This is a genomic window from Shewanella sp. 38A_GOM-205m (assembly GCF_000518445.1).
Lineage (GTDB): Bacteria > Pseudomonadota > Gammaproteobacteria > Enterobacterales > Shewanellaceae > Shewanella > Shewanella algae.
Genome location: NZ_JADP01000004.1, coordinates 158,812 through 179,411 on the forward strand (window position 1 = coordinate 158,812; position 20,600 = coordinate 179,411).

At 53.8% G+C, this 20,600-nt stretch carries 22 protein-coding genes; 17 read left to right on the forward strand and 5 right to left on the reverse strand.

Translation table 11 applies throughout. The features are described 5' to 3' along the window. The first annotated feature begins 11 nt into the window (after positions 1-11). On the forward strand, positions 12-1,718 hold the full coding sequence (locus tag N512_RS0105255; protein WP_028779654.1) for a formate--tetrahydrofolate ligase: 1,707 nt from the start codon (positions 12-14) through the stop codon (positions 1,716-1,718). Positions 1,719-1,778: 60 nt separating this feature from the next. Here the strand turns inward: N512_RS0105255 and N512_RS0105260 are convergent, their stop codons facing one another. After that, positions 1,779-3,398: a mechanosensitive ion channel family protein gene (locus N512_RS0105260; protein ID WP_028779655.1), complete on the reverse strand. Its 1,620-nt coding sequence runs from the start codon at positions 3,396-3,398 to the stop codon at positions 1,779-1,781. Positions 3,399-3,578: 180 nt separating this feature from the next. On the opposite strand from N512_RS0105260, the gene N512_RS0105265 reads away from it, so the two are divergent. After that, entirely contained in the window at positions 3,579-3,914 is a 336-nt protein-coding gene (locus tag N512_RS0105265) for a hypothetical protein (RefSeq protein WP_028779656.1), read from the forward strand. A 4-nt stretch (positions 3,915-3,918) separates the two neighbouring features. Here the strand turns inward: N512_RS0105265 and N512_RS24760 are convergent, their stop codons facing one another. Beyond that, positions 3,919-4,044 carry a hypothetical protein gene (locus N512_RS24760; RefSeq protein WP_037436329.1) on the reverse strand — a complete coding sequence of 42 codons (126 nt, stop codon included), beginning with the start codon at positions 4,042-4,044 and terminating at the stop codon, positions 3,919-3,921. 243 nt (positions 4,045-4,287) lie between these two features. Here N512_RS24760 and N512_RS0105275 point away from each other — a divergent pair, with 243 nt between their 5' ends. The 6 genes from N512_RS0105275 to rraB all read left to right on the forward strand — a co-directional run bounded on the left by N512_RS0105275 (position 4,288) and on the right by rraB (position 8,833). Beyond that, positions 4,288-4,587, forward strand: coding sequence for a hypothetical protein (locus N512_RS0105275; RefSeq protein ID WP_044733628.1), 300 nt, complete (start codon positions 4,288-4,290; stop codon positions 4,585-4,587). A gap of 81 nt (positions 4,588-4,668) precedes the next feature. Beyond that, complete coding sequence (locus tag N512_RS0105280) at positions 4,669-5,874, forward strand: hypothetical protein (RefSeq protein WP_025009327.1); 1,206 nt, start codon at positions 4,669-4,671, stop codon at positions 5,872-5,874. Continuing rightward, positions 5,858-6,766, forward strand: a complete 909-nt coding sequence (locus N512_RS0105285; protein ID WP_025009328.1) for a metal ABC transporter solute-binding protein, Zn/Mn family — start codon at positions 5,858-5,860, stop codon at positions 6,764-6,766. Before N512_RS0105280 ends, N512_RS0105285 begins: the two co-directional genes overlap by 17 nt. Positions 6,767-6,768: 2 nt before the next feature. Continuing rightward, complete coding sequence (locus N512_RS0105290; protein ID WP_093982046.1) at positions 6,769-7,530, forward strand: metal ABC transporter permease; 762 nt, start codon at positions 6,769-6,771, stop codon at positions 7,528-7,530. A gap of 138 nt (positions 7,531-7,668) precedes the next feature. Next, a complete protein-coding gene (locus tag N512_RS0105295) occupies positions 7,669-8,412 on the forward strand; it encodes a 1-acylglycerol-3-phosphate O-acyltransferase (protein ID WP_025009330.1) in 744 nt (247 codons plus the stop codon). A gap of 31 nt (positions 8,413-8,443) precedes the next feature. After that, the gene (gene rraB, locus N512_RS0105300; protein ID WP_025009331.1) at positions 8,444-8,833 is read left to right on the forward strand and encodes a ribonuclease E inhibitor RraB; all 390 of its coding nucleotides are present in this window, start codon (positions 8,444-8,446) and stop codon (positions 8,831-8,833) included. A 76-nt stretch (positions 8,834-8,909) separates the two neighbouring features. On the opposite strand, the gene degS is transcribed toward rraB, so the two are convergent. The 3 genes from degS to N512_RS22325 all read right to left on the reverse strand — a co-directional run bounded on the left by degS (position 8,910) and on the right by N512_RS22325 (position 11,994). Further along, a complete protein-coding gene (gene degS, locus N512_RS0105305; RefSeq protein WP_028779658.1) occupies positions 8,910-9,992 on the reverse strand; it encodes an outer membrane-stress sensor serine endopeptidase DegS in 1,083 nt (360 codons plus the stop codon). 149 nt (positions 9,993-10,141) lie between these two features. Then, complete coding sequence (gene degQ, locus N512_RS0105310; protein ID WP_028779659.1) at positions 10,142-11,497, reverse strand: Do family serine endopeptidase DegQ; 1,356 nt, start codon at positions 11,495-11,497, stop codon at positions 10,142-10,144. Positions 11,498-11,646: 149 nt separating this feature from the next. Then, positions 11,647-11,994, reverse strand: a complete 348-nt coding sequence (locus tag N512_RS22325) for a ZapG family protein (protein WP_051472671.1) — start codon at positions 11,992-11,994, stop codon at positions 11,647-11,649. Between the two features lie 170 nt (positions 11,995-12,164). Between N512_RS22325 and zapE the strand changes: the two genes are divergently transcribed. The 9 genes from zapE (at position 12,165) to N512_RS24505 (ending at position 20,583) form a co-directional block, all read left to right on the forward strand. Continuing rightward, positions 12,165-13,259, forward strand: a complete 1,095-nt coding sequence (gene zapE, locus N512_RS0105320; protein WP_028779660.1) for a cell division protein ZapE — start codon at positions 12,165-12,167, stop codon at positions 13,257-13,259. 298 nt (positions 13,260-13,557) lie between these two features. After that, positions 13,558-13,986, forward strand: coding sequence for a 50S ribosomal protein L13 (gene rplM / locus N512_RS0105325; RefSeq protein ID WP_025009334.1), 429 nt, complete (start codon positions 13,558-13,560; stop codon positions 13,984-13,986). A gap of 14 nt (positions 13,987-14,000) precedes the next feature. Then, complete coding sequence (rpsI, locus tag N512_RS0105330) at positions 14,001-14,393, forward strand: 30S ribosomal protein S9 (protein WP_025009335.1); 393 nt, start codon at positions 14,001-14,003, stop codon at positions 14,391-14,393. 117 nt (positions 14,394-14,510) lie between these two features. Then, on the forward strand, positions 14,511-14,699 hold the full coding sequence (locus N512_RS0105335) for a DUF2065 domain-containing protein (RefSeq protein ID WP_028779661.1): 189 nt from the start codon (positions 14,511-14,513) through the stop codon (positions 14,697-14,699). Positions 14,700-14,764: 65 nt separating this feature from the next. Further along, positions 14,765-16,060: an adenylosuccinate synthase gene (locus N512_RS0105340; RefSeq protein WP_028779662.1), complete on the forward strand. Its 1,296-nt coding sequence runs from the start codon at positions 14,765-14,767 to the stop codon at positions 16,058-16,060. Between the two features lie 113 nt (positions 16,061-16,173). After that, positions 16,174-16,794, forward strand: coding sequence for a tetratricopeptide repeat protein (locus N512_RS0105345; protein WP_037474261.1), 621 nt, complete (start codon positions 16,174-16,176; stop codon positions 16,792-16,794). A gap of 45 nt (positions 16,795-16,839) precedes the next feature. Then, positions 16,840-19,254: a ribonuclease R gene (gene rnr / locus N512_RS0105350; protein ID WP_028779664.1), complete on the forward strand. Its 2,415-nt coding sequence runs from the start codon at positions 16,840-16,842 to the stop codon at positions 19,252-19,254. Continuing rightward, positions 19,255-19,992, forward strand: a complete 738-nt coding sequence (rlmB, locus tag N512_RS0105355; RefSeq protein ID WP_025886866.1) for a 23S rRNA (guanosine(2251)-2'-O)-methyltransferase RlmB — start codon at positions 19,255-19,257, stop codon at positions 19,990-19,992. Between the two features lie 69 nt (positions 19,993-20,061). Beyond that, complete coding sequence (locus tag N512_RS24505; protein WP_197021432.1) at positions 20,062-20,583, forward strand: hypothetical protein; 522 nt, start codon at positions 20,062-20,064, stop codon at positions 20,581-20,583. Positions 20,584-20,600: the final 17 nt, after the last annotated feature.

Genomic DNA, 20,600 nt, shown 5'->3' on the forward strand with positions numbered 1-20,600 from the left:
AGTTTTACTGAATGTTGAAGGACATAGAGATCTCTAGAATGACGCCGAGGCGTCCCATTGAGCATATTGCTACTGAGCTGGGGTTGCGTCCCGGTGAATTCAGCTGTTACGGCGACCACAAGGCAAAAATCCCGCTGTCGTTGCTCGAACGGGTCTATGACTATCTGCCCGGTAAGCTGATTCTGGTGACTGCGATAACGCCTACGTCACACGGTGAAGGCAAGACGGTGACCAGCATAGGTTTGACCCAGGCCCTGCATGCGCTCGAGCACAAGGTCTGCGCCTGTTTGCGCCAGCCCAGTATGGGGCCGGTCTTTGGCGTCAAGGGTGGGGCTGCCGGCGGTGGTTATGCCCAGATAGTGCCGATGGAAGAACTGAATTTGCATCTTACCGGGGACATTCACGCCATTACCAGCGCCCACAACCTGGCCGCCGCCGCGCTGGATGCCAGGCTGCATCACGAGCAGCGCCTCGGGGCGGCAGAGTTCAGCCGTCGCAGTGGCTTGGATGCGCTCAATATCGATCCGGAAAAGCTCTTTTGGCACAGGGTGATGGATCATAATGATCGCAGCCTGCGGCAAATTCAGGTAGGGCTGGGAAATAACAATGGCCCTGAGCATGAGTCTGGCTTTGATATCACCGCCGCCTCGGAGCTGATGGCCATTTTGGCCCTGAGTCGCGATCTTGCCGATATGCGCCGCCGTGTCGGCCAGGTGTTGCTGGCACTCGATACCTCCGGACAGGCCATCACAGCCGAGCGGCTCGGGGTTGCCGGTGCCATGTGCGCCATTTTGCGTCAGGCGCTGGAGCCGACACTGATGCAGACCCTCAACGGCGCCCCTTGTCTTATCCACACCGGGCCTTTTGCCAATATCGCCCATGGCAACTCCTCTATCATTGCCGACGAAATGGCGCTGAAACTCAGCGACTATGTGGTCACTGAAGGCGGCTTTGGCTCGGATATGGGCTTTGAGAAGTTCTGCAATATCAAGGCGCCGATTTCCGGGCGTCAGCCGGATTGCACCGTCTTGGTGGCGACCTTGAGAGCGCTTAAGAGTAATGCCGGGCTCAAGGGGGAGGCAGTAAGCCAGCCTAACCAACAGGCACTGGAGCAGGGCTTTGCCAACCTGGCCTGGCACCTGGCCAATGTGCGCCGCTACGGCACACCTGTGGTGGTGGCTGTCAACCGTTTTCCCGAAGATACCGAGCAGGAGCTTGAGTGGCTGAGGCAGGCCTGCCTTGCCGAGGGCGCTGATGCTTGTGAACTCAGTGAGGCCTTTGCCCTAGGTGCCGATGGCGCCAAGGCGCTGGCCGAGTCGGTATTGGCGGCCATAGGCAAGGGCGATGGCTTCAAGCCTCTCTATGACCCTTCGCTTGGACTCGAGGCCAGTCTGGCAACCCTGGCCGAGCTTGGTTATGGTGCGGCCGGGGTTGAGTTGTCGGCCAAGGCCCGTGAGCAACTGGCCGAGATCCGGCGTCTTGGCGCAGACAAGCTGCCTGTGTGTATGGCCAAGACGCCTATGTCTATCAGCCACGATCCCAAACTCAAGGGGGCGCCAAGCGGTTTCACCCTGCCTATCACTGAGCTTAGGCTTAACGCCGGAGCCGGTTTTGTCACCGCTTTGGTGGGCAAGGTGATGACAATGCCTGGGCTGGGTTTGAACCCAGGCTACCTGCATATCGATATCAATGAGCAGGGTGAAGTGATAGGGCTTTAACTCGATAACAGCCAAGGGCGCAGATGCGCCCTTGGTTGTATTGGATACTGCCGCGCCGATTTAACCGCGATAGAAGTGTACGTCCCGCTGCGGGAATGGAATGCTGATCCCTTCCTCGTCGAAACGCATCTTCACCGCCCGGGTGATGTCCCAGTAAACTTCCCAATAGTCTTCCGGCCTGACCCAGGGGCGCACCACAAAGTCCACCGAGGATTCGCCCAAGAGGTGCAGTTTAACCGTAGGCTCAGGGTGCTTAAGCACTTTGGGATGCTCTTGCACCAGTTGCTCCAGCACGGCTTCGGCCTGTTCAATATTATCGCTGTAGCTGATGCCGAAGGTCATATCTACCCGTCTGTGATGCTCGGCGGTGATATTGTTGATGGTATCGCCCCAAATTTTGTTGTTGGGAATGATCAGCCGCTGGTTGTCCAGGGTCTTGATAGTGGTAGATACCAGGCTCATATGGCTGACTCTGCCTGTGACTCCGGCGGCATGGATCAGATCTCCCACATCGAAGGGACGATAGATAAGGATCATCATCCCTGAGGCGAAGTTGGACAGGGTATCCTGCAGCGCAAAACCGATAATTACCCCGGCAATACCGAAACCGGCAAGCAATGGGCCGAGTTCGAATCCAAGCTGTGACAAGGCTATCAGCAGTCCCAGGGTGAAAATAATCTTGCCGGAAAGCGAGGTGAAGAAGTCTTGCAGCAGCTTGCTGAACTTGAGTTTGGAGTTACTGACCGCCTTGGCGACGATTCGCTTGGTTAATTTGGCCAGCAAGACGGTAAGTAGCAAGATAAACAAGAAGATAAATATCTTGAACAGTATATCCGGCCCACCTTCAATCAACTGCGCCTTGGCGATATCAAACCATTGTCCGGCCAGACTGGAGACGATATCGATATTGAGGACGTCCTGGGTGATATCTCCGGAAATGGCAAACAGGGTCTTTTTCAGATCGCTGGTATCCACATCCAACTTATCCAGCATGCCTATCACTGCACTCAGGCTGCTGCTGTTGTTTTCCAACCGCTCTTTCAGCAGGGTCAAGGTCTTGCTCTGCTCGCTGCTGACATCTTTGCCCGCCAGCGCATTTTCGGCCATTTGCACGCCCAACTGCTGCTGGTTGTAGCTCACCAGACTTTCGAGCAACTCGGCTCTGACGATAAGACGTTGCTTGAGTGATTCTTTCGCCTGGCTGACATCCTGTCCCAGTTGTTCTGACCAGTTGAGCAGTTCCAGCAAGCCTTTTTGAATTTCATCCTTTTCCAGGCTACGGCGGGAGATCTCAAGCATCAGCTGTTGATCTTCCCCTTTGCCGAGCTTACCCTGCAGCGACATTATCTCCTTGTCGAGATATTGCACCATCTCCTGCAGGAGTTGCCGCTGCGCTTGCAGATGCGGCAAAACATTCACCTTGGCATTCTGTTCTGCGCTCTTGTCGCCAATGGCATCTATGCTCTCTTTGAGTTTATTTCTTTGCGCCAGAGTCAGCGCCTTGATCCTAAACTCAGTCACCGCCTTGAGTTCGCCCTTGGCACTGCGAAGCTGTTGAATATTTTGTCTTATGGTTTGCTGCATCAAAGTGAGTTGCTCGGTAGCGAGCGGTTCGGGTTCAGATGCGAAAGATTGCCAGGAAAGAGATAAACACAACACGAGCAAGAGAGTTCTAACCATGTTTTTGTCCGATTTTTATCTGTATTTTTGAAGTGTTGGAGTCAATAAATATGACACGAAATGTCCCATGACGCCCAAAAAGCTCGCGGATTTGTGGTTTTTCACTCATGGGAGATATAAGGCGGACGCCAGCTTTGCTAGAATAGCGCCCCTTTGTTGAGCTCGCCGGAGAACGCTCGAGTGCTATGTTCCAATTGCAATAAAACCTTTAATGTTTCTCAGATAGCCCGGCAGCGGGGCAGAGGCTTTTCCGCGCAGATCCAGTGTCCTCATTGTGAAGCCTGGCTTGGGAAGACGCCTTGGTTATTGAAATTGAAACTGGTGGGTTTTTATCTGGGGGCGGCTGCGGCTATCTGTGCCTGGTTGGTTCCAGAGACCAGACACTTCGGGATACCTGTCGCAATCCTTGGGCTGATCGTCTTGCTGATCAGCCACCTGATGGATCATCTGCACACGGTTGAAGCGCCGGTTAAAGTTGAAGAGGATGATTCGGCGCAGCGGCAGAAGTATCGCTGAGGGCTCAGTCTACCACCTGTACCTGATTAGCCAGGGAGGTTTCTACGTAATAGATGCCGCCCAAAATGGCGCCGCAAAACAGAATGGCAAACAGGATAATCCCCAGGTTATTTTTGAGAAATGCCAACATAGCTTTTCCTTTGGTTAGGCTGCTCCCATGGGCGGGCCCGCGCGAGCACAAAGAGTATAGGGTAAACTTTAACCGGCAGAGCTTAAGCAGAACTTAATCTCAGCCAGGCCTGTAAGCTGTAATTAGCGCCGAAACCTTGGCACCGTTACATATCTTGTAACTTTTAGTTTCAGCTTCGCCTTGTTAACCTTGTTGCAACCTCGGGGTAGGCTGGCTTACACTAGCGCCGGATCTATCTGGGGGATGTTAGGTTTGGATATCGCTGTTCGTACAAGAAGCACTATTGCCATATGGCTTGCCGCCATACTGGTGCTCTTGTCTGTGGCTGCATCGGCCCACAGCATTTCCCATCTCGAAGAGGGTCACAAGACCCACTGTACCCTCTGTTTCCATCAGCATCAGCTGAACAAGCTCATGCCCGGCACCGGGCTGCATCTGGATGCTGTCAAACAATCCTATATCAGAGTCAGTTTTACGGCTCCTTCCTGGCAGGCGACCCACGTTCGCCTGTTTAACAGTCGTGCTCCACCTGTAACAGCCTGAATTTAAAGAGACATCTATTTAAATTTTGCTATCGACCGCATGGAATTGCGGTGCGATGACTGCTGTATTTCAGGAGCTAAAATGACTGTTTTTTCAACTCGTATTTCGCCTCTGGCCTTGGCCTGTGGCTTGGTTTCCACCTGTGCAATGGCCCAGGACCCTACGCTGACCAATCCGGCGATCAGTGCGGTTTTGGATGGCTATTATCAAACGGCGGATCGTCCCATGGCCGAGCGCCAGGAAGGTTTTGGTCTGGGGGAAACCGAACTGGCGCTCAGCGCCAATATTGACGATATGTTTTACGGCAAACTCACCACCACCATAGAAAACCATGATGGTGATACCGAAGTGAATCTGGAAGAGGCTTTTATTCAGACCTTGGCGATGCCGGCAGGGTTTGCGGTGCGCGCCGGACGTTTCCTGTCTGATGTGGGCTATCTCAATAACCAACATCCTCACACAGACGCCTTTACCGACAGACCGGCGGCTTACCGTGCCTTCCTGGGCAATCACTACTTTGATGATGGTATCCGCTTGAACTATGTGGCGCCGACAGACCTTTACTGGGTAATGGGTCTGGAAGCTTTCAAGGGCGACAAGATGCGTGCCGAGGATGAACACGGCGAGCGCGAGTTCAAGGATGTGGGTGTTTATACCGCTTACACCAAGATAGGTGGCGATATAGGGACAGACAGTTCCTGGCAGTTGGGGCTGTCATATCTGCGCAATGAAAATGGCCGCATGACCCCTTTTGAAGAGCACGCAGGTGAGGAAGAGGAGCATGATCACGGCCACGACCATGAAGGTCACAGCCATGGTGCCTCTTATACGGGTGAAAACACCTATATTGCCGACTTTGTTTATAAGTGGGCACCCAACGGCAACTACAAGTATCAGCATCTGACTGTGAGTGGTGAATATTTCCGGGTGGCAGATTTCGTTGCCGAGGCCGAGCATGAGCATCACGAGGATGAACACGCCCATGCAGAGCCGAAAGATTACCATCAGGGCTGGTATCTGAGCGGTGTCTACCAATGGAGCCCCAGCTGGTCTACCGGGATCCGCTACGGCGAGCTGGATACCCAGCAGGCCCACGACGATCATTTCCACGGTCAGAAGCTGAAAGAAACCGAAGTTAGCCTGGCTTGGCATCACAGCCACTTCTCTACCGTAAGACTGCAGTACACCAATCAGCGTGGCACTAATTTCGACGGTATCGAAGACGACAATGTTATCACTCTGCAATACGTTATGACTCTGGGGGCCCACGGTGCGCATCAATTCTAAATTTGTCGGCCTGGCCACGGCCGCTTTGACTCTGGTGGCCAGTTGGCAGGCTCAGGCCAGCCTGAATATTTTTGCCTGTGAACCTGAATATGCCGCGTTGGCCAAGAGCTTGGCGCCGGATGCGGACATCTATTCGGCCACAACCGCCTTGCAGGATCCTCACCAGGTGCAGGCTCGGCCCAGTTTAATCGCCAAGATGCGCCAGGCTGATCTGGCGGTCTGCGCCGGTGCGGATCTGGAAATCGGTTGGTTGCCTATGCTGCAGATGAAATCTTCCAACGCCAAGGTGCGCTCTACGGATCAGGGGCTGTTTTTTGCAGCCGATCAGGTTGAGACCCTGGATAAGCTGGATTCGGTCGACCGCAGCATGGGGGATGTGCACGCCAAGGGGAATCCGCATCTGCACTTTGACCCGTATCGGATGCTGGATATCGCCAAGGCGCTGAGCGCCAAGCTGGTGGCCCTGGACCCTCAAGGAAAAGCCGATTACGAGGCTGCGCTCAAGGCATTCAGCGAGCGTTGGCAGCAGGCTATTCCCAAGTGGGAAGCCGAAGCGGCATCACTCAAGGGCAAGAAGGTTATCGCCTATCACACCAGTTTCCGCTATCTGTTCAACTGGTTGGGAGTTTCTCAGGTCGCGGATCTCGAGCCCAAGCCCGGGTTGCCCCCCAGCAGTTCACACTTGGCTTCGCTGCTTGAGCGGGCAGGGCAAGGGGATGTCAGTGCCGTGGTAGTGGCATCCTATCAGGATGAACGTGGCGCCAACTGGTTGGGTGAAAGAGCCAAGTTGCCTGTATTGGTATTGCCCATGTCGGTCGGTGGTAACGCCCAGAGTCAGGATCTTTTCAGCCTGTATGACAGCGCCATCTCGCTGCTCAAGAGCGTGAATTGATTATGGACAGCGGACTGTTCAGCATACTCTTGCCGGCCTTTGCGGCCGGCCTGCTGGTACTCTCAACCCATGTGGTATTGGGGCGTCAGGTGTTGAAGCGCGGGATCATCTTTATCGATCTGGCGATTGCCCAAGTGGCGGCTCTGGGGGCGATAGTGGCGCATCTTAACCATGATCTGGAGGATATTCCTTATTCTCATGTATGGATGCCGGCATTGTTTGCCCTGGCCGGGGCCGGAGTCATAGCCTGGTTGTCACGTAAGATGGCCTCTGAGCTGGAGGCCATGATCGGCTGCTTCTACGTGTTGGCTGCTGTGGCTGCCATGTTGCTGCTCTCCAACGACCCCCATGGTGCCGAGCTGCTCAAGCAACTGATGTCGGGGCAGATCCTTTGGGTCAACTGGCCACAACTGATCTTGCCGGCACTGGTTTATGCTCTGGTGTTGGGGCTATTGCTGTGGCGCCCGTCTTTGCTCAATGGCGCCGTGTTTTATCCCCTGTTTGCCCTGGTGATAACCCTGTCGGTGGAGCTGGTGGGTGTCTATCTGGTGTTTAGCACCTTGATTCTGCCGGCACTGGCGCTGAATAAATACAGCGGCCGTTTCGCACTTGGCTGGGCCTATCTGGTCGGGGTATTGGGTTATGTCGCCGGTCTGTGGGCCTCGGCGAGTTATGACCTGCCTAGTGGGGCCGCGATAGTGGCAACTCTGGCACTGAGCGCTCTGCTGTTCCGTGTGCTGCTTGGCTTCAGCGGCCGCCGCTGAGACTGGCGAGATTGAATGCGGCCCCAGTGGCCGCATTTTTTTATGCTGTTAAAAATCAGCGCACAGATGTAAACAAAAGATTGAGCCACAGCAGGCCTGTAGCTATACTGTCCGCCGTTGCATAAGTGGAGTAAATTTATGCTGTTGATAGTCCGTTCTCTGCTGCTGGCGGTACTCTTATTGCTGGCCTTTGTTTTTGGTGGCATTTTTTGCATCTTGCGTCCAAGACACAGAGACAATGTACACCTGTTTGCCCGACTGTTTTCGGCGGTAGCGCCTATACTGGGTGTTAAAGTCATAGTGCGTGCAGGCAAAACCAACCCGGGTGAGCCCTGTATCTTTCTGGCGAACCATCAAAATAATTTCGATATGTTTACCCACACAGCAGCGGTTCCCAAAGGCACTGTCAGCCTGGGAAAGAAGAGCCTGTTGTGGATGCCGCTGTTTGGTCAGCTTTATTGGCTTTCGGGTAATATTCTCATCGACCGTAAAAACCGTACCCGCGCCTTTGAAACCATGGCCGAGACGGCGCGTAAGATCAAAGAGAAATGCCTCTCTGTATGGATATTTCCTGAAGGCACCCGCAGTCGCGGTCGCGGCTTGCTGCCCTTCAAGGCTGGGGCATTTCATACCGCCATAGCCGCCGGAGTGCCTATGGTACCGGTACTGGCTTCCAATCAGTGCCATATCAAGCTCAACCGCTGGAACAATGGCGTGGTGATCATTGAGATGATGGAGCCGGTGGCGACCAAAGGCCTAAGCAAGGCCAATGTTAAAGAGTTGTCCGATAAGGTCCATGCCACCATGGCCAGCAAACTGAAACAACTCAATGCCGAGGCGGCAGCACTTATGGGTAAAACTGTGCCCGCGGATATCGTATAATACCCTCTGACCTATTTTTTCGGAGACAAGCATGTCCATTGAACGTCTGTTGCAGGCACAGAAGCAGGAAAACCGTGACATTATTCAGTCCTTGCTGGATGACGGTTCTGAGGCCGATGCTGAATACACCATAGAGCACCATTTTTCGTCCACTAACTTTGACCGCCTGGAAAAGGCCGCAGTCGATGCCTTTAAATTGGGCTTTGAGGTTAACGATGCCGAAGAGGTGGAACTGGATGATGGTAGTTTGATTTTCTGTTTTGACGCCATTGCCTACCACCAACTGGAAGCCGAACTTCTGGATAAGGCCTGTGAGCAGTTGCTGCAGCTGGCGGTCAAGCATAAGGTTGACTATGACGGCTGGGGCACCTATTACATAGGTGACGAGCTGGAAGATGAAGACGACGAAGAGCAGGACTAAGTCCTGTTACCAATAAAAACACCGGGTTCTTGGCCCGGTGTTTTTGTCTCTGCCAGTTTTGCCGGCAGATTTATTTTCAGTTGTAGTCGACCGGCTTCTCGCCAATAACGACCGGGAGCTCTATCTGTTTACCGGCGCGGATCACCTGCAGTGTGACCTTGGTACCAGGTGTGGTCTCGGCAATCCTGTCCATCAGCATATAGATGCGGGTAACCTCTTCCCCCTGATACTGAGTGATCACATCTCTGGGCCTCAGACCGGCCAGTGCTGCCGGGCCATTGGGTTCTATGCCGGTTACCACTACGCCGCGAAGATCCGGCAAGTTAAGTATTTGCGCCACAACCGGGCTGACGTCTTCACCCGAGATCCCCAGAGCCCCGCGAATAACCCGGCCGTCCTTGATCAGTTTGCCCATGACAGCGTAGGCTAGCTTGATGGGAATGGCGAAGTTGATGCCATGGCCACCCCCTTCACCGCCTATCTGGAAGGCGGCAGTGTTGATGCCTATCAGGCCGCCATGGGTGTCTATCAGGGCACCACCCGAGTTACCGGCATTGATGGCGGCATCGGTTTGCAGAAAGTCCAGGTAGCCTGTGCTCAGGCCGTTACGACCTGTGGCACTGATGATCCCCTGGGTAATGGTTTGCCCCAGGTTATAGGGGTTACCTATGGCAAGCACCACATCGCCCACTTGAGGTGGGCTGTCGAGGTTAACCGGTACGACTGGTAGGTTATCCCCCTGGATCTCCAGCACAGCCAGGTCAGTTTCAGGATCCTGACCGACTACCTCTGCACCGAATTTTCTGCCATCCTGCAATGCCACCACAATCTCATCGGCCTTCTTGACCACATGATAGTTGGTGAGAATGTAGCCTTCCTTGCTCATGATGACGCCTGAGCCCAAGCCCTGCAGAGAACCGCCATTCAGAGGCCGGCTCTGGTTGATACTCAGGCTATAGATGTTCACCACCGCCGGCGCGGCGCGGCGTACCGCTTTGGCAAAGGACAGCTCTGCACCACTGTTTCCCCTGAACTGCAACAGGTTACCACCAAGATTGCCTTCGCCCATAAAACGGCTGACCAGCAGAAAGACTGCTGCCATTACCAGGCCAAAGACCACTGCTTTGCAGATATAGATCAGGGTTTCTTTCATTGTGATGATATTGCTGAATATTAAAAAAGGCTCGTTAGATTAGCATGTTTCTTGCTCTTGCGAACAATAGTCAAGGCCCGGGAAGTCAATTTTGCCCTGAATTGGGCGCCGGAAATAAAAAAAGCGGGGAGAACCCCGCTTTTTCAGGATGGCTGTCAACCTCTGAGGATCAGATACAGGCTGCTATTGCCCCTGACTATCTTCAGTGCCACCGCGCCTTGTTGCTCTTTGAGCTCCTCTTTCAGCGCTTTGAGAGTGGCGGTCTTGGTACGGTTGACCCCAACAATCAAGTCACCTTTTTGCAAGCCACTCATGGCCGCTGGAGAATTCTGGGCGATATCGGTGATCTCGATACCTTTCTTGCTGTTCTCCAGAGTGGCACCGGCCAACATAGGATGAACGGCGCCGGCCGCAGTTTCTTTCACTTGGCTGGCTTCACCCAGAGTGACTTTGACTGTCTTGTCATCACCATCACGTATCAGGCCAAGCTCTAGCTTGGTGCCGGCACCCATGGTGCCAATCTTGGCTCTCAATTCCTGGAAGCTCTTGATCTTGCGGCCATTAATGCTGACGATAATATCGCCTGCCTTGATGCCCGCCTTATCGGCGGCACTGCCTTCCATTACTTCGCTGACAAAGCCACCGTGTTGGGTCTTGAGACCGAAGCCTTGAGCCAGTTCATTGTCCAGATCCCGACCCATGACCCCCAGAACGCCGCGGCGGACTTCGCCGTGTTCAATAATCTGATCCACCAGGCTATGAACCATGTTGGCAGGTATCGCGAAGCCGATACCTACGTTACCGCCGCCGGGAGCCACAATGGCGGTATTGATACCGATAAGCTCGCCGCGCAGGTTAACCAAAGCGCCGCCTGAGTTACCACTGTTAATGGCGGCATCGGTTTGAATGAAGTTTTCCAGCATCTCTATGCCAAGGCCTGTACGCCCCAGAGCGCTGACAATACCTGAAGTCACTGTTTGCCCAAGACCGAAGGGGTTACCTATGGCCACGGCAAAGTCGCCAACCCTCAAGTCATCCGAGTCGGCAGACTTGACTGCCGTGAGGTTGTCGGCCTCAATCTGCAGCAGGGCGATATCGGCATCTTTATCTTTGCCTATCAACTTGGCCTTGATTTCGCGGCCGTCGTGCAGCCCTACCTGAATATCATCGGCGCCATCGATTACATGGTTGTTGGTGACTATATAGCCCTTATCGGCATCTATGATGACACCGGATCCCAAACCGCGAAACGGTCGCTCCTGTACTTGCTCCTGAGGGGCGTTGGGGCCAAAGAAGTAGCGGAATATATCCGGTACCCGTTGGCGGGAAACCTGAGTGCCGGAAACGGCGACAGAGACAACCGCAGGTGTGGTTTGCTCCAACATGGGTGCCAGACTCGGCATGGTTTGGCCGTCTACGGCTTGTGGCAGCGCGGCCTGGGAGACTACAGGGGCCAGTGTCAGGGTGGCCCCTAGGAGGGCGACGGAAACAAGAGATAACTTGGTCTTCATCTATGCATTGCTCCTAATACGGGATCAAATAACCATGTACTGTTTGCCACCGAGGTGGCTGAATCATAAAGGCTCTTACGAGCGTCCGGTAATTAATCCGACTTTAATCCTGTTTAAAAAGTTCATCATTCATTAACAAAGATTAATTTTTATTGCACGCTGACAGGGGACGCAGTCTCTGGCTTTTCTTCCGTGTCAGGCACACTGGTCAGCATAGCTGGCAAAGGGGCCAGTTGCTCCTCTTTGGCCAATCTTTGGCTGCCCTGATTCCAATGCTGATTGAGGCGATTGATCTGTTCTGTCAGTTGTCCCAGCAGTGCCCTTTGTTCGGCCAGATGATCGCTGACCTCCTGCTTGTGTTGGCTCAATTCCATCTTGCTGCGCTCTATGGCAGCCCCTTTATTGCTCTTGCCGAGCCCCCGGCTGACCAAGGTCTTGCCGATATAACCCAGTATCAACCCCAGAATGAAAGCCGCAAACACCAGTGGCCATTCCATATCGACTCCTTAAGTTTGTCTTTGTGTCTTATGCTCTTGCTCGACCCCATAGGGATACCTGGCAAAATATACCCCGAGCGTGGGTCTCATGATACCATTTGCCGCCCCAACTCTGTTGCGTGAGTTGGGTTAGGTACCCATCAAATTAAGGTTAAAAGAGAAGAATTCAAGTGTCGCAGTTAACCCCCTGGCAGCATTACCAACAAGATCTCACCCGTGAAGATTTCAGTCATGACCCGGCGCAGGAGCAAGCGGTAAAGGCATTACAGCGTGTTTATGATGAGCTACAAAGGCCGCAAAAGTCCGGATGGCGCAATTGGTTCAGCCGGGAAAAAAACAGCAAGGTTCAGGGGCTTTACCTCTGGGGCGGTGTTGGGCGCGGCAAGACCTATCTTATGGACACCTTTTTCGATGCCCTGCCGGGTGAGCAGAAACTGAGAGCGCATTTCCATCGCTTTATGCACAGAATTCATCGGGAACTGGACGAGCTCAAGGGAACCCGGGACCCACTGTTGGTTATAGCCAGACAGATGGCGCAGCAATATCGGGTGATCTGCTTTGATGAGTTCTTTGTTTCAGACATCACGGATGCCATGTTACTGGGCACGCTGTTCGAGGCCCTATTCAAGGAGGGCGTGGTCTTGGTGGCCACTTCCAACATAGTGCCGGACGACCTCTACAAGAATGGTTTGCAGCGGGCCAGATTTTTACCAGCCATCGCCGAAATCAAGGCCAATTGCCAAGTGCTGAATGTCGATTCTGGAATTGACTATAGACTGCGGACCCTGGAACAGGCCGAGATCTACCATCACCCGCTGGATGAAACCGCCGAGTGCAATCTGCAACGCTATTTCACCCAACTGGCGCCTGAGTCTGAAGTCTCTGAAACGCCGCTGGAGATAGATGGGCGCAGCATAGTGATCCGTAAGCAGGCCCAGGGTGTTTTGCTGGCCGACTTCCGCGCGCTGTGTGATGGGCCGCGCAGTCAGCGGGACTATATGGAATTGGCGCAGCTGTTTCACACAGTGTTGCTCAGTGGCCTGGAACAGATGGGCGCCCAGCAGACAGGGGATGATATCGCCCGCCGGTTTCTGGCGCTGGTGGATGAGTTCTACGAGCGGCATGTGAAACTTATCATCTCGGCCGAGGTACCGCTCGAGCAGATTTACACAGATGGGCAACTGAGTTTTGAATTTCGTCGCTGCCGCTCCCGTCTGATTGAGATGCAGTCCCGGGATTACCTGGCTTTGGAGCACCTGCCATAGGGGATGATTGCCCCTGTTTTGTTGCCGACAATCCAACCGAATGAGCGCGGTGACCAAGGCGTCGATGGTGCTAAAGCGGTAACGACTTGAAAAAGATCGTCTTTTACGGCGGGATCTCAAAAAGCAGGTGATTTTTAGTTCAGCTTTGTCTATAATCCGCCACCTGCCCACGTTACTCCGCCGATTGGGCGGATTTAAAAGCCAGATTCTTTGCTCGAAGGGGCATAGAAAGGCATTTTTGTGTTATCTGCATCCGCAGGTAGCATGTGACAGAATTTAACTTTGGGTTTTTGTAATAATGAAGACTTTTACTGCTAAGCCAGAAACTGTAGCTCGTGACTGGTACGTTGTTGATGCCGAAGGTAAGACCCTGGGTCGTATCGCCACTGAAATCGCTCTGCGTCTGCGTGGCAAGCACAAGGCTGAGTACACTCCTCACGTAGATACCGGTGACTACATCATCGTGATCAACGCCGAGAAAGTAACTGTGACCGGTAACAAGGCTGCAGGCAAGACGTACTACTCGCACTCAGGCTTCCCAGGTGGCATCAAGCAAATCAGCTTCGAGAAGCTGCAAGCTCACAAGCCAGAAATGATCATCGAGAAAGCAGTCAAGGGTATGTTGCCAAAAGGCCCTCTGGGTCGTGCCATGTTCCGTAAGCTGAAAGTTTACGCTGGCGCAGAGCACAACCACGCTGCACAACAACCTCAAGTTCTTGATATCTAAACGGGATTAAGCAAATGGCTGCAACTCAGTACTACGGCACTGGCCGTCGCAAAACTTCAACTGCTCGCGTATTCGCTAAAGCAGGTAGTGGCAACATCGTTGTTAACCAACGTCCTCTGGATGTTTACTTTGGTCGTGAAACCGCTCGTATGGTTGTTCGTCAACCGCTTGAGCTGGTTGAAATGACTGAAAAGCTGGACATCTATGTAACTGTTAAGGGTGGTGGTATCACTGGCCAAGCCGGCGCTATCCGTCACGGTATCACCCGTGCTCTGATGGAGCTGGACGAAGCTCTGCGTCCTACTTTACGTTCTGCTGGTTATGTAACCCGCGATGCTCGTAAGGTTGAGCGTAAGAAAGTTGGTCTGCGTAAAGCACGTCGTAAGCCACAGTTCTCCAAGCGTTAATATCGCTTTCGAGATACCAAAAACCCAGCATACGCTGGGTTTTTTTATGGCTGAGATTTATCCCTGGCAGCCCTGTATACTCAGGGTTGTTGTAGCAGGTTTAAATGGGGGTGAAACATGAGTTGGCAACTACTGTTGATGGCCTTGGGTTTGGTATTGATCCTGGAAGGGGTGGGGCCCTTATTATTCCCCAACCGCTGGCGTCGTTACCTGTTGGAAGTGGCTTCCCAACCGACAGTTATCATGCAACGCCTGGGCGGCGTCCTGGTTGTTGCAGGAATTGTCATATTGATTATTTTTTCATAAATACTTGCCCCTTCCATGCCAATATCTGTTAGAATCCTGCTTTAACCGCAACCTTGCAGCAAACAATGGGCAAAAATGTAGTTGTTCTCGGCACTCAATGGGGTGACGAGGGAAAAGGTAAGATTGTCGACCTTCTGACCGAACAGGCAAAATTCGTAGTCCGTTACCAAGGTGGCCACAACGCTGGTCATACTCTGGTTATCGATGGTGAAAAAACCGTTCTTCATCTGATCCCCTCAGGCATTCTGCGCGATAACGTCAAGTGCATTATCGGCAACGGCGTGGTTTTGGCGCCCGATGCTCTGATGAAAGAGATCGGCATGCTGAAAGAGAAAGGTATTCCGGTAGAGGAACGCCTGCTGATCTCTGAAGCTTGTCCTCTGATCCTTCCTTTCCACTGTGCGCTGGATATTGCTCGCGAAAAAGCGCGTGGCAACAAGGCTATCGGTACTACAGGACGCGGCATCGGCCCGGCTTATGAAGATAAAATTTCCCGTCGCGGTCTGCGCGTAGGGGATCTCTTCAATCCAGAACTGTTTGCCGAGAAGCTGAAAGAAGTGATGGCCTATCACAACTTTATGCTGACCGAATACTATAAGTGCGAAGCTGTTGATTACCAGAAGACTCTGGATGACGCGCTGGCACTGGCAGACTACCTGAAAGGTCTGTGTGTGGATGTCACCGAATTGCTGGATCAAGCCCGCAAGAATGGCGACAACATACTGTTTGAAGGCGCTCAGGGCACCTTGCTGGATATCGACCACGGTACTTATCCATTTGTAACCTCTTCCAACACTACCGCAGGTGGTGTGGCAACAGGTTCAGGATTCGGCCCACGTCACCTGGACTATGTCTGCGGTATCATCAAGGCTTATACCACCCGTGTGGGTGCCGGCCCATTCCCGACTGAACTGGAATGTGAAATCGGTGATCACCTGGGTACCAAGGGCCAGGAATTTGGTGCGACAACCGGTCGTAAGCGTCGTCCGGGTTGGTTGGACATAGTGGCTATGCGCCGCGCGGTTCAGATCAACAGCATCAGTGGTTTCTGCCTGACCAAGCTCGACGTTTTGGACGGCTTGAAAGAAGTGAAGCTCTGCGTAGGCTATCAGCACCCAGACGGTACTGTGTCCAATGTGACTCCGCTGGCGGCCGAAGGCTACGAGCACGTTACTCCTGTGTATGAGACTATGCCAGGCTGGAGTGAAAACACCTTTGGTGCCACTTCTCTGGAGCAACTGCCGCAGGCAGCAATCAACTATATCAAGCGGATTGAAGAACTGCTGGAAACACCTGTCGATATCATATCAACCGGGCCTGACCGGAATGAGACCATGATTCTGGTGAATCCATTCAGTTAAGTAAAAAGGCCGCCTAAGCGGCCTTTTTCGTTTATGGGGCTTACACTGTTTGCCCTTAAGAATTGGGTTATACTGCCGATGAAAAGACAGTCTATTTGTCATCAGGACAGCTTATGTTGCGTATAGCCCTATTACTCTTGTTAGTAACCAGTGCCAATGTGTTGGCCGAAGAAACCAAGGCCGTGGATATCTACAGCCAGGAAGAACTGCTGGAGCTTATTCGCAGCAAGCAATACCTGACCCGGGTCAAAGCCGATGACTGTCAGCTGGTGCAGGATATTGAGGCGCGCGCCGAAGTGCTCAAGCAGCCGTTGTACCAGTACCTCTGGGGTGAGATGCTTAATTTCGGCATCTGCGTCAAGGCCAATCCGCCCAGAGGAATATCGCTGCTCAGGGATGCCGCCGAGCAGGGCAGTGCCGAAGCCATGGTGCGCATTGCCGAGTATTATAAAGATGGCAAGTTTGTACTGCAGGACAAAGAACGTTCGGTGCAGTACCTGTTACCCGCTGCCGCCAACGGTGACCTGCCGGCCAGAATGATGCTGGTCGAACTGTTTGCCAAGGGTTATGGCAGCCCAAGGGATTATGTCTTGGGGTATCACTGGCTCTACAACCAGGTGTTCAGCGATGAACAGACCCAGCAAGACGCCAAAAGATTATTGCAGCTGTTAGCGGCTAAAATGCCCGCCAGTCAGGTGGAGAAGGCCAAAGAGGAACATCTGCAAAGCCGTTAATTAGCTTGTCGCACTGGATGCGACAACGAAAAAATTGGAAATTGAATGATAAAAGATCCTCATTTTGAGCGAGAACAAGATAAGTACGACAACCCCATCCCCAGCCGGGAATTTATATTGGAATATCTGCGCTCGCAGACCTCTCCCCTGAATCGTGAGCGGATCGCCACGGCCCTCAACATCTCCGACGAAGAACAACTCGAGGCGCTGCGGCGTCGGCTGCGTGCCATGGAGCGCGATGGTCAGCTGGTATTTACCCGTGGCCAGTGTTATGGCCTGCCGGAGCGGATGGACTTGATCCAGGGTACTGTACTGGGCCACAGAGATGGCTATGGCTTCTTCCGTCCCGATGAAGGCGGTGATGACCTGTTTATCAACCATGGTGACATGCTCAGATACTTCCATGGCGACAAGGTGTTGGCGCAAAAGGCCGGCGTCGATCGCAAGGGGCGCCGCGAAGCTCGCATAGTGCGCTTGGTCGCCGAGCGAACCGCCGCCTTGGTGGGGCGTTTCCATGTCGATTGCGGCATGGCCTTTGTTATTGCCGATGATAAGCGGATTACCCAGGAAATATTGATAGACAACGCCGATCGCAACGGCGCCCGTCAGGGCGATGTCGTGGTGGTGGAACTCACCCGCAGGCCGGGGCGCTATGTCAAAGCCGCCGGTAAGGTGGTTGAGGTGCTGGGTAAAGAGATGGCGCCGGGCATGGAGATAGAAATTGCCCTGCGCAACTATGATCTACCCCATACCTGGTCTGCCGCCATCGAAAAGAAACTGCGCAAAATATCCGATGAAGTGCAGGAAGAGGACAAGGTAGGTCGGGTCGACCTGCGGCAACTGCCCTTGGTCACCATAGACGGTGAAGATGCTCGCGACTTTGACGATGCTGTCTATGCCGAGCGCAAGCGCAGCGGCGGTTGGCGCCTGTGGGTGGCCATTGCCGATGTCAGCTATTATGTGCGTACTCAATCGGCGCTGGATCAAGAAGCCCGTGCTCGAGGCAACTCTGTGTACTTCCCGTCACAGGTGATCCCCATGTTGCCGGAAAAGCTCTCCAACGGCCTGTGTTCCCTGAACCCGGGAGTTGACCGTCTCTGTATGGTGGCCGAGATGACAGTGTCGGCGTCGGGTAAGTTATCCGGCTACAAGTTCTATCCGGCGGTGATGCATTCCCACGCCCGTTTCACCTATACCCAGGTGGCGGCCATGCTGGAAGGCGAAGAAGGCCTGGAAGAGCATAAGCCTTTACTGCCGCATCTCAAGGTGTTGCAGGAGCTGTATCTGGCGCTCGATAGCCAGCGGGCCAACCGTGGCGCCATCGCCTTTGAGACGCTGGAAACCCAGTTCATCTTCAATGAGCAGCGCAAGATAGACAAGATAGTGCCCAGAGCCCGTAACCAGGCGCACAAGATCATCGAAGAGTGTATGATCCTCGCCAACGTGGCGGCGGCCAAGTTTGTCAAAAAGCACAAGGGTGAAGTCCTCTATCGGGTGCACGAAGCGCCATCCGAGCAGAAGCTGACTCAGTTCAAGGAGTTTCTGGCTGAGCGGGGGCTCTCCATGGGTGGCGGTCTCGAACCTGAACCCAGTGACTACCAGGCTCTGATGGAAAAAGTCCAGGGGCGCGCCGATGCCGAACTCATTCAGGTGATGTTGCTGCGCTCCATGCGCCAGGCGACTTACACACCGGACAATGAAGGCCACTTTGGTCTGGCGCTGGAGGAGTATGCTCACTTTACTTCGCCGATTCGCCGTTATCCTGACTTGGTGTTGCACAGGGTGATCCGTTACCTGCTCGCCAAAGAGCGTGGCGAAGCGAGCGACAAGTGGACCCCGGACGGTGGCTATCACTATCAGCTCGATGAGCTGGATCAGCTTGGCGAGGAGTGTTCCAACACCGAGCGCCGCGCCGATGAAGCCACCCGTGACGTCTCCGACTGGCTTAAGTGTGAGTTTATGCAGGACCATGTGGGTGACACCTTCGATGCGGTGGTGGCTTCCGTCACCAGCTTCGGGCTGTTTGTGCGCCTCAATGAGCTGTTTATCGACGGCTTGGTGCATATCTCCACCCTGGGCAGCGACTACTTCCAGTATGATCCTATGCGCCAGCGCCTGATAGGTGAGCACTCAGGGCAGATCTACCAGATTGGCGATGCTGTGACGGTTAAAGTCGCCTCGGTCAATCTGGACGACAGACAGATTGACTTGCTGATGGTGGACGAAGAGGGACGCAGCCAGCGCCGTAAAGGCCGCAGCAAGAGTAAGCCGCTGACCGCACGGGAAAGGGTCAATATTGAAGGAGCCCGCCGCTCGGCCAAGGCACAGAAGCCGGCAGGTAAAGGGAGCGCCAAGTCTAAGTCCACAGGCGCATCCGCCAAGAGCAAATCAACCAAGGCTGCCGGCAACGCCGGGGCGAAAAAGCCCAAGGCAGCCAAACGAGTCAAGAGAAAGAAGTAAATGAAAAAACAGGAACTGGTGTTTGGCATTCACGCGGTCGAGTCTTTGCTGAAACACGCTCCGGAGCGGGTGCTGGAAATGTGGCTGCTCAGTGGTCGTCAGGATGACAGGGTCAAGCCCTTGTTGGAGATGGCGGCTCAGTGGGGCATTCGCGCCCAGCAGGCGTCCCGCAAGACACTGGATGACAAGGCCGAAAGTACTCAGCATCAGGGGATCATCATCCGGGTGCGTCCGGCCAAGGTCTTGACCGAAAACGATCTGGAAGCCTTGCTGGACAAGACGGACTCGCCATTTTTGTTGATCCTGGATGGTGTCACAGATCCCCACAATCTGGGGGCCTGTCTGCGAAATGCCGATGCGGCCGGGGTTCACGGCGTCATAGTGCCCAAAGACAACTCAGTGGGGCTGACGCCGACCGTCAGCAAGGTGGCTTGCGGCGCGGCCGAGACAGTACCGCTGTTTCAGGTGACCAACCTGGCGCGTACCATGAAGCGTTTGCAGGAAAGGGGTGTGTGGATTGCCGGCACTGCAGGCGAGGCCGACAGCACCCTGTATCAGGCCGACCTCAAGGGGGCTCTGGCCATTGCCATGGGCGCCGAAGGCAAGGGGCTGAGACGCCTGAGCCGCGAAAGCTGCGACACCCTGATCTCTATTCCTATGGCGGGTAGTGTCTCCAGTCTGAACGTGTCGGTGGCAACAGGTATCTGCCTGTTCGAAGCTGTGCGTCAGCGCCTCTAACTGCCGAATATGGCAGCCTCTCTTGAGAATACGGGCCATAAACTGTATAGCAGTGCCGGCCCGTATCTCATGCAACTGCAACAAGGCTATCTGGGTGAAATCTATGGCATGGCGTTCTTCGAGCGCCTCGGCCGGGATTATCATTCTCAGGTAACCGAGAGCCAGTTAACAGAAAGTCAGTTAACAGAAATCCACTTAACTGAAAGCCAGTTAACAGAAAGCCAAGCCGTGTTTTCTCTACTGTTCAAGGTGGAGCAATATACTGCCAAGGCTTTGCTGAAACTGCTGCCTGAGCTGACGAGTCTGGATGAGGCGTTGTTGGAGCAAGTGCGCATGCAGGCGCAGAAAGAGGTGGACAGTTGGCTTAAGCTTCCCTGGCATAAACTGCTTGCGGCGCTGCTTCTCTGGGTCGAACCTTACCAGCAAAAATATGCCAAGTGGGCGGATGATGCCCAGAGCAACTCTGAGTACGGCGCAGCCTTTCATCTGTTGGAGCAGCATGAAACCGCCATCTATCTTTACTTGCAGGCGCTTGAGCGCGGTGAAAAGCGCGCCGCGTTAATCCTGGAGCGTTTTCTTGGAGCTCTTTAGTTGAAAGAGCTCTTCAA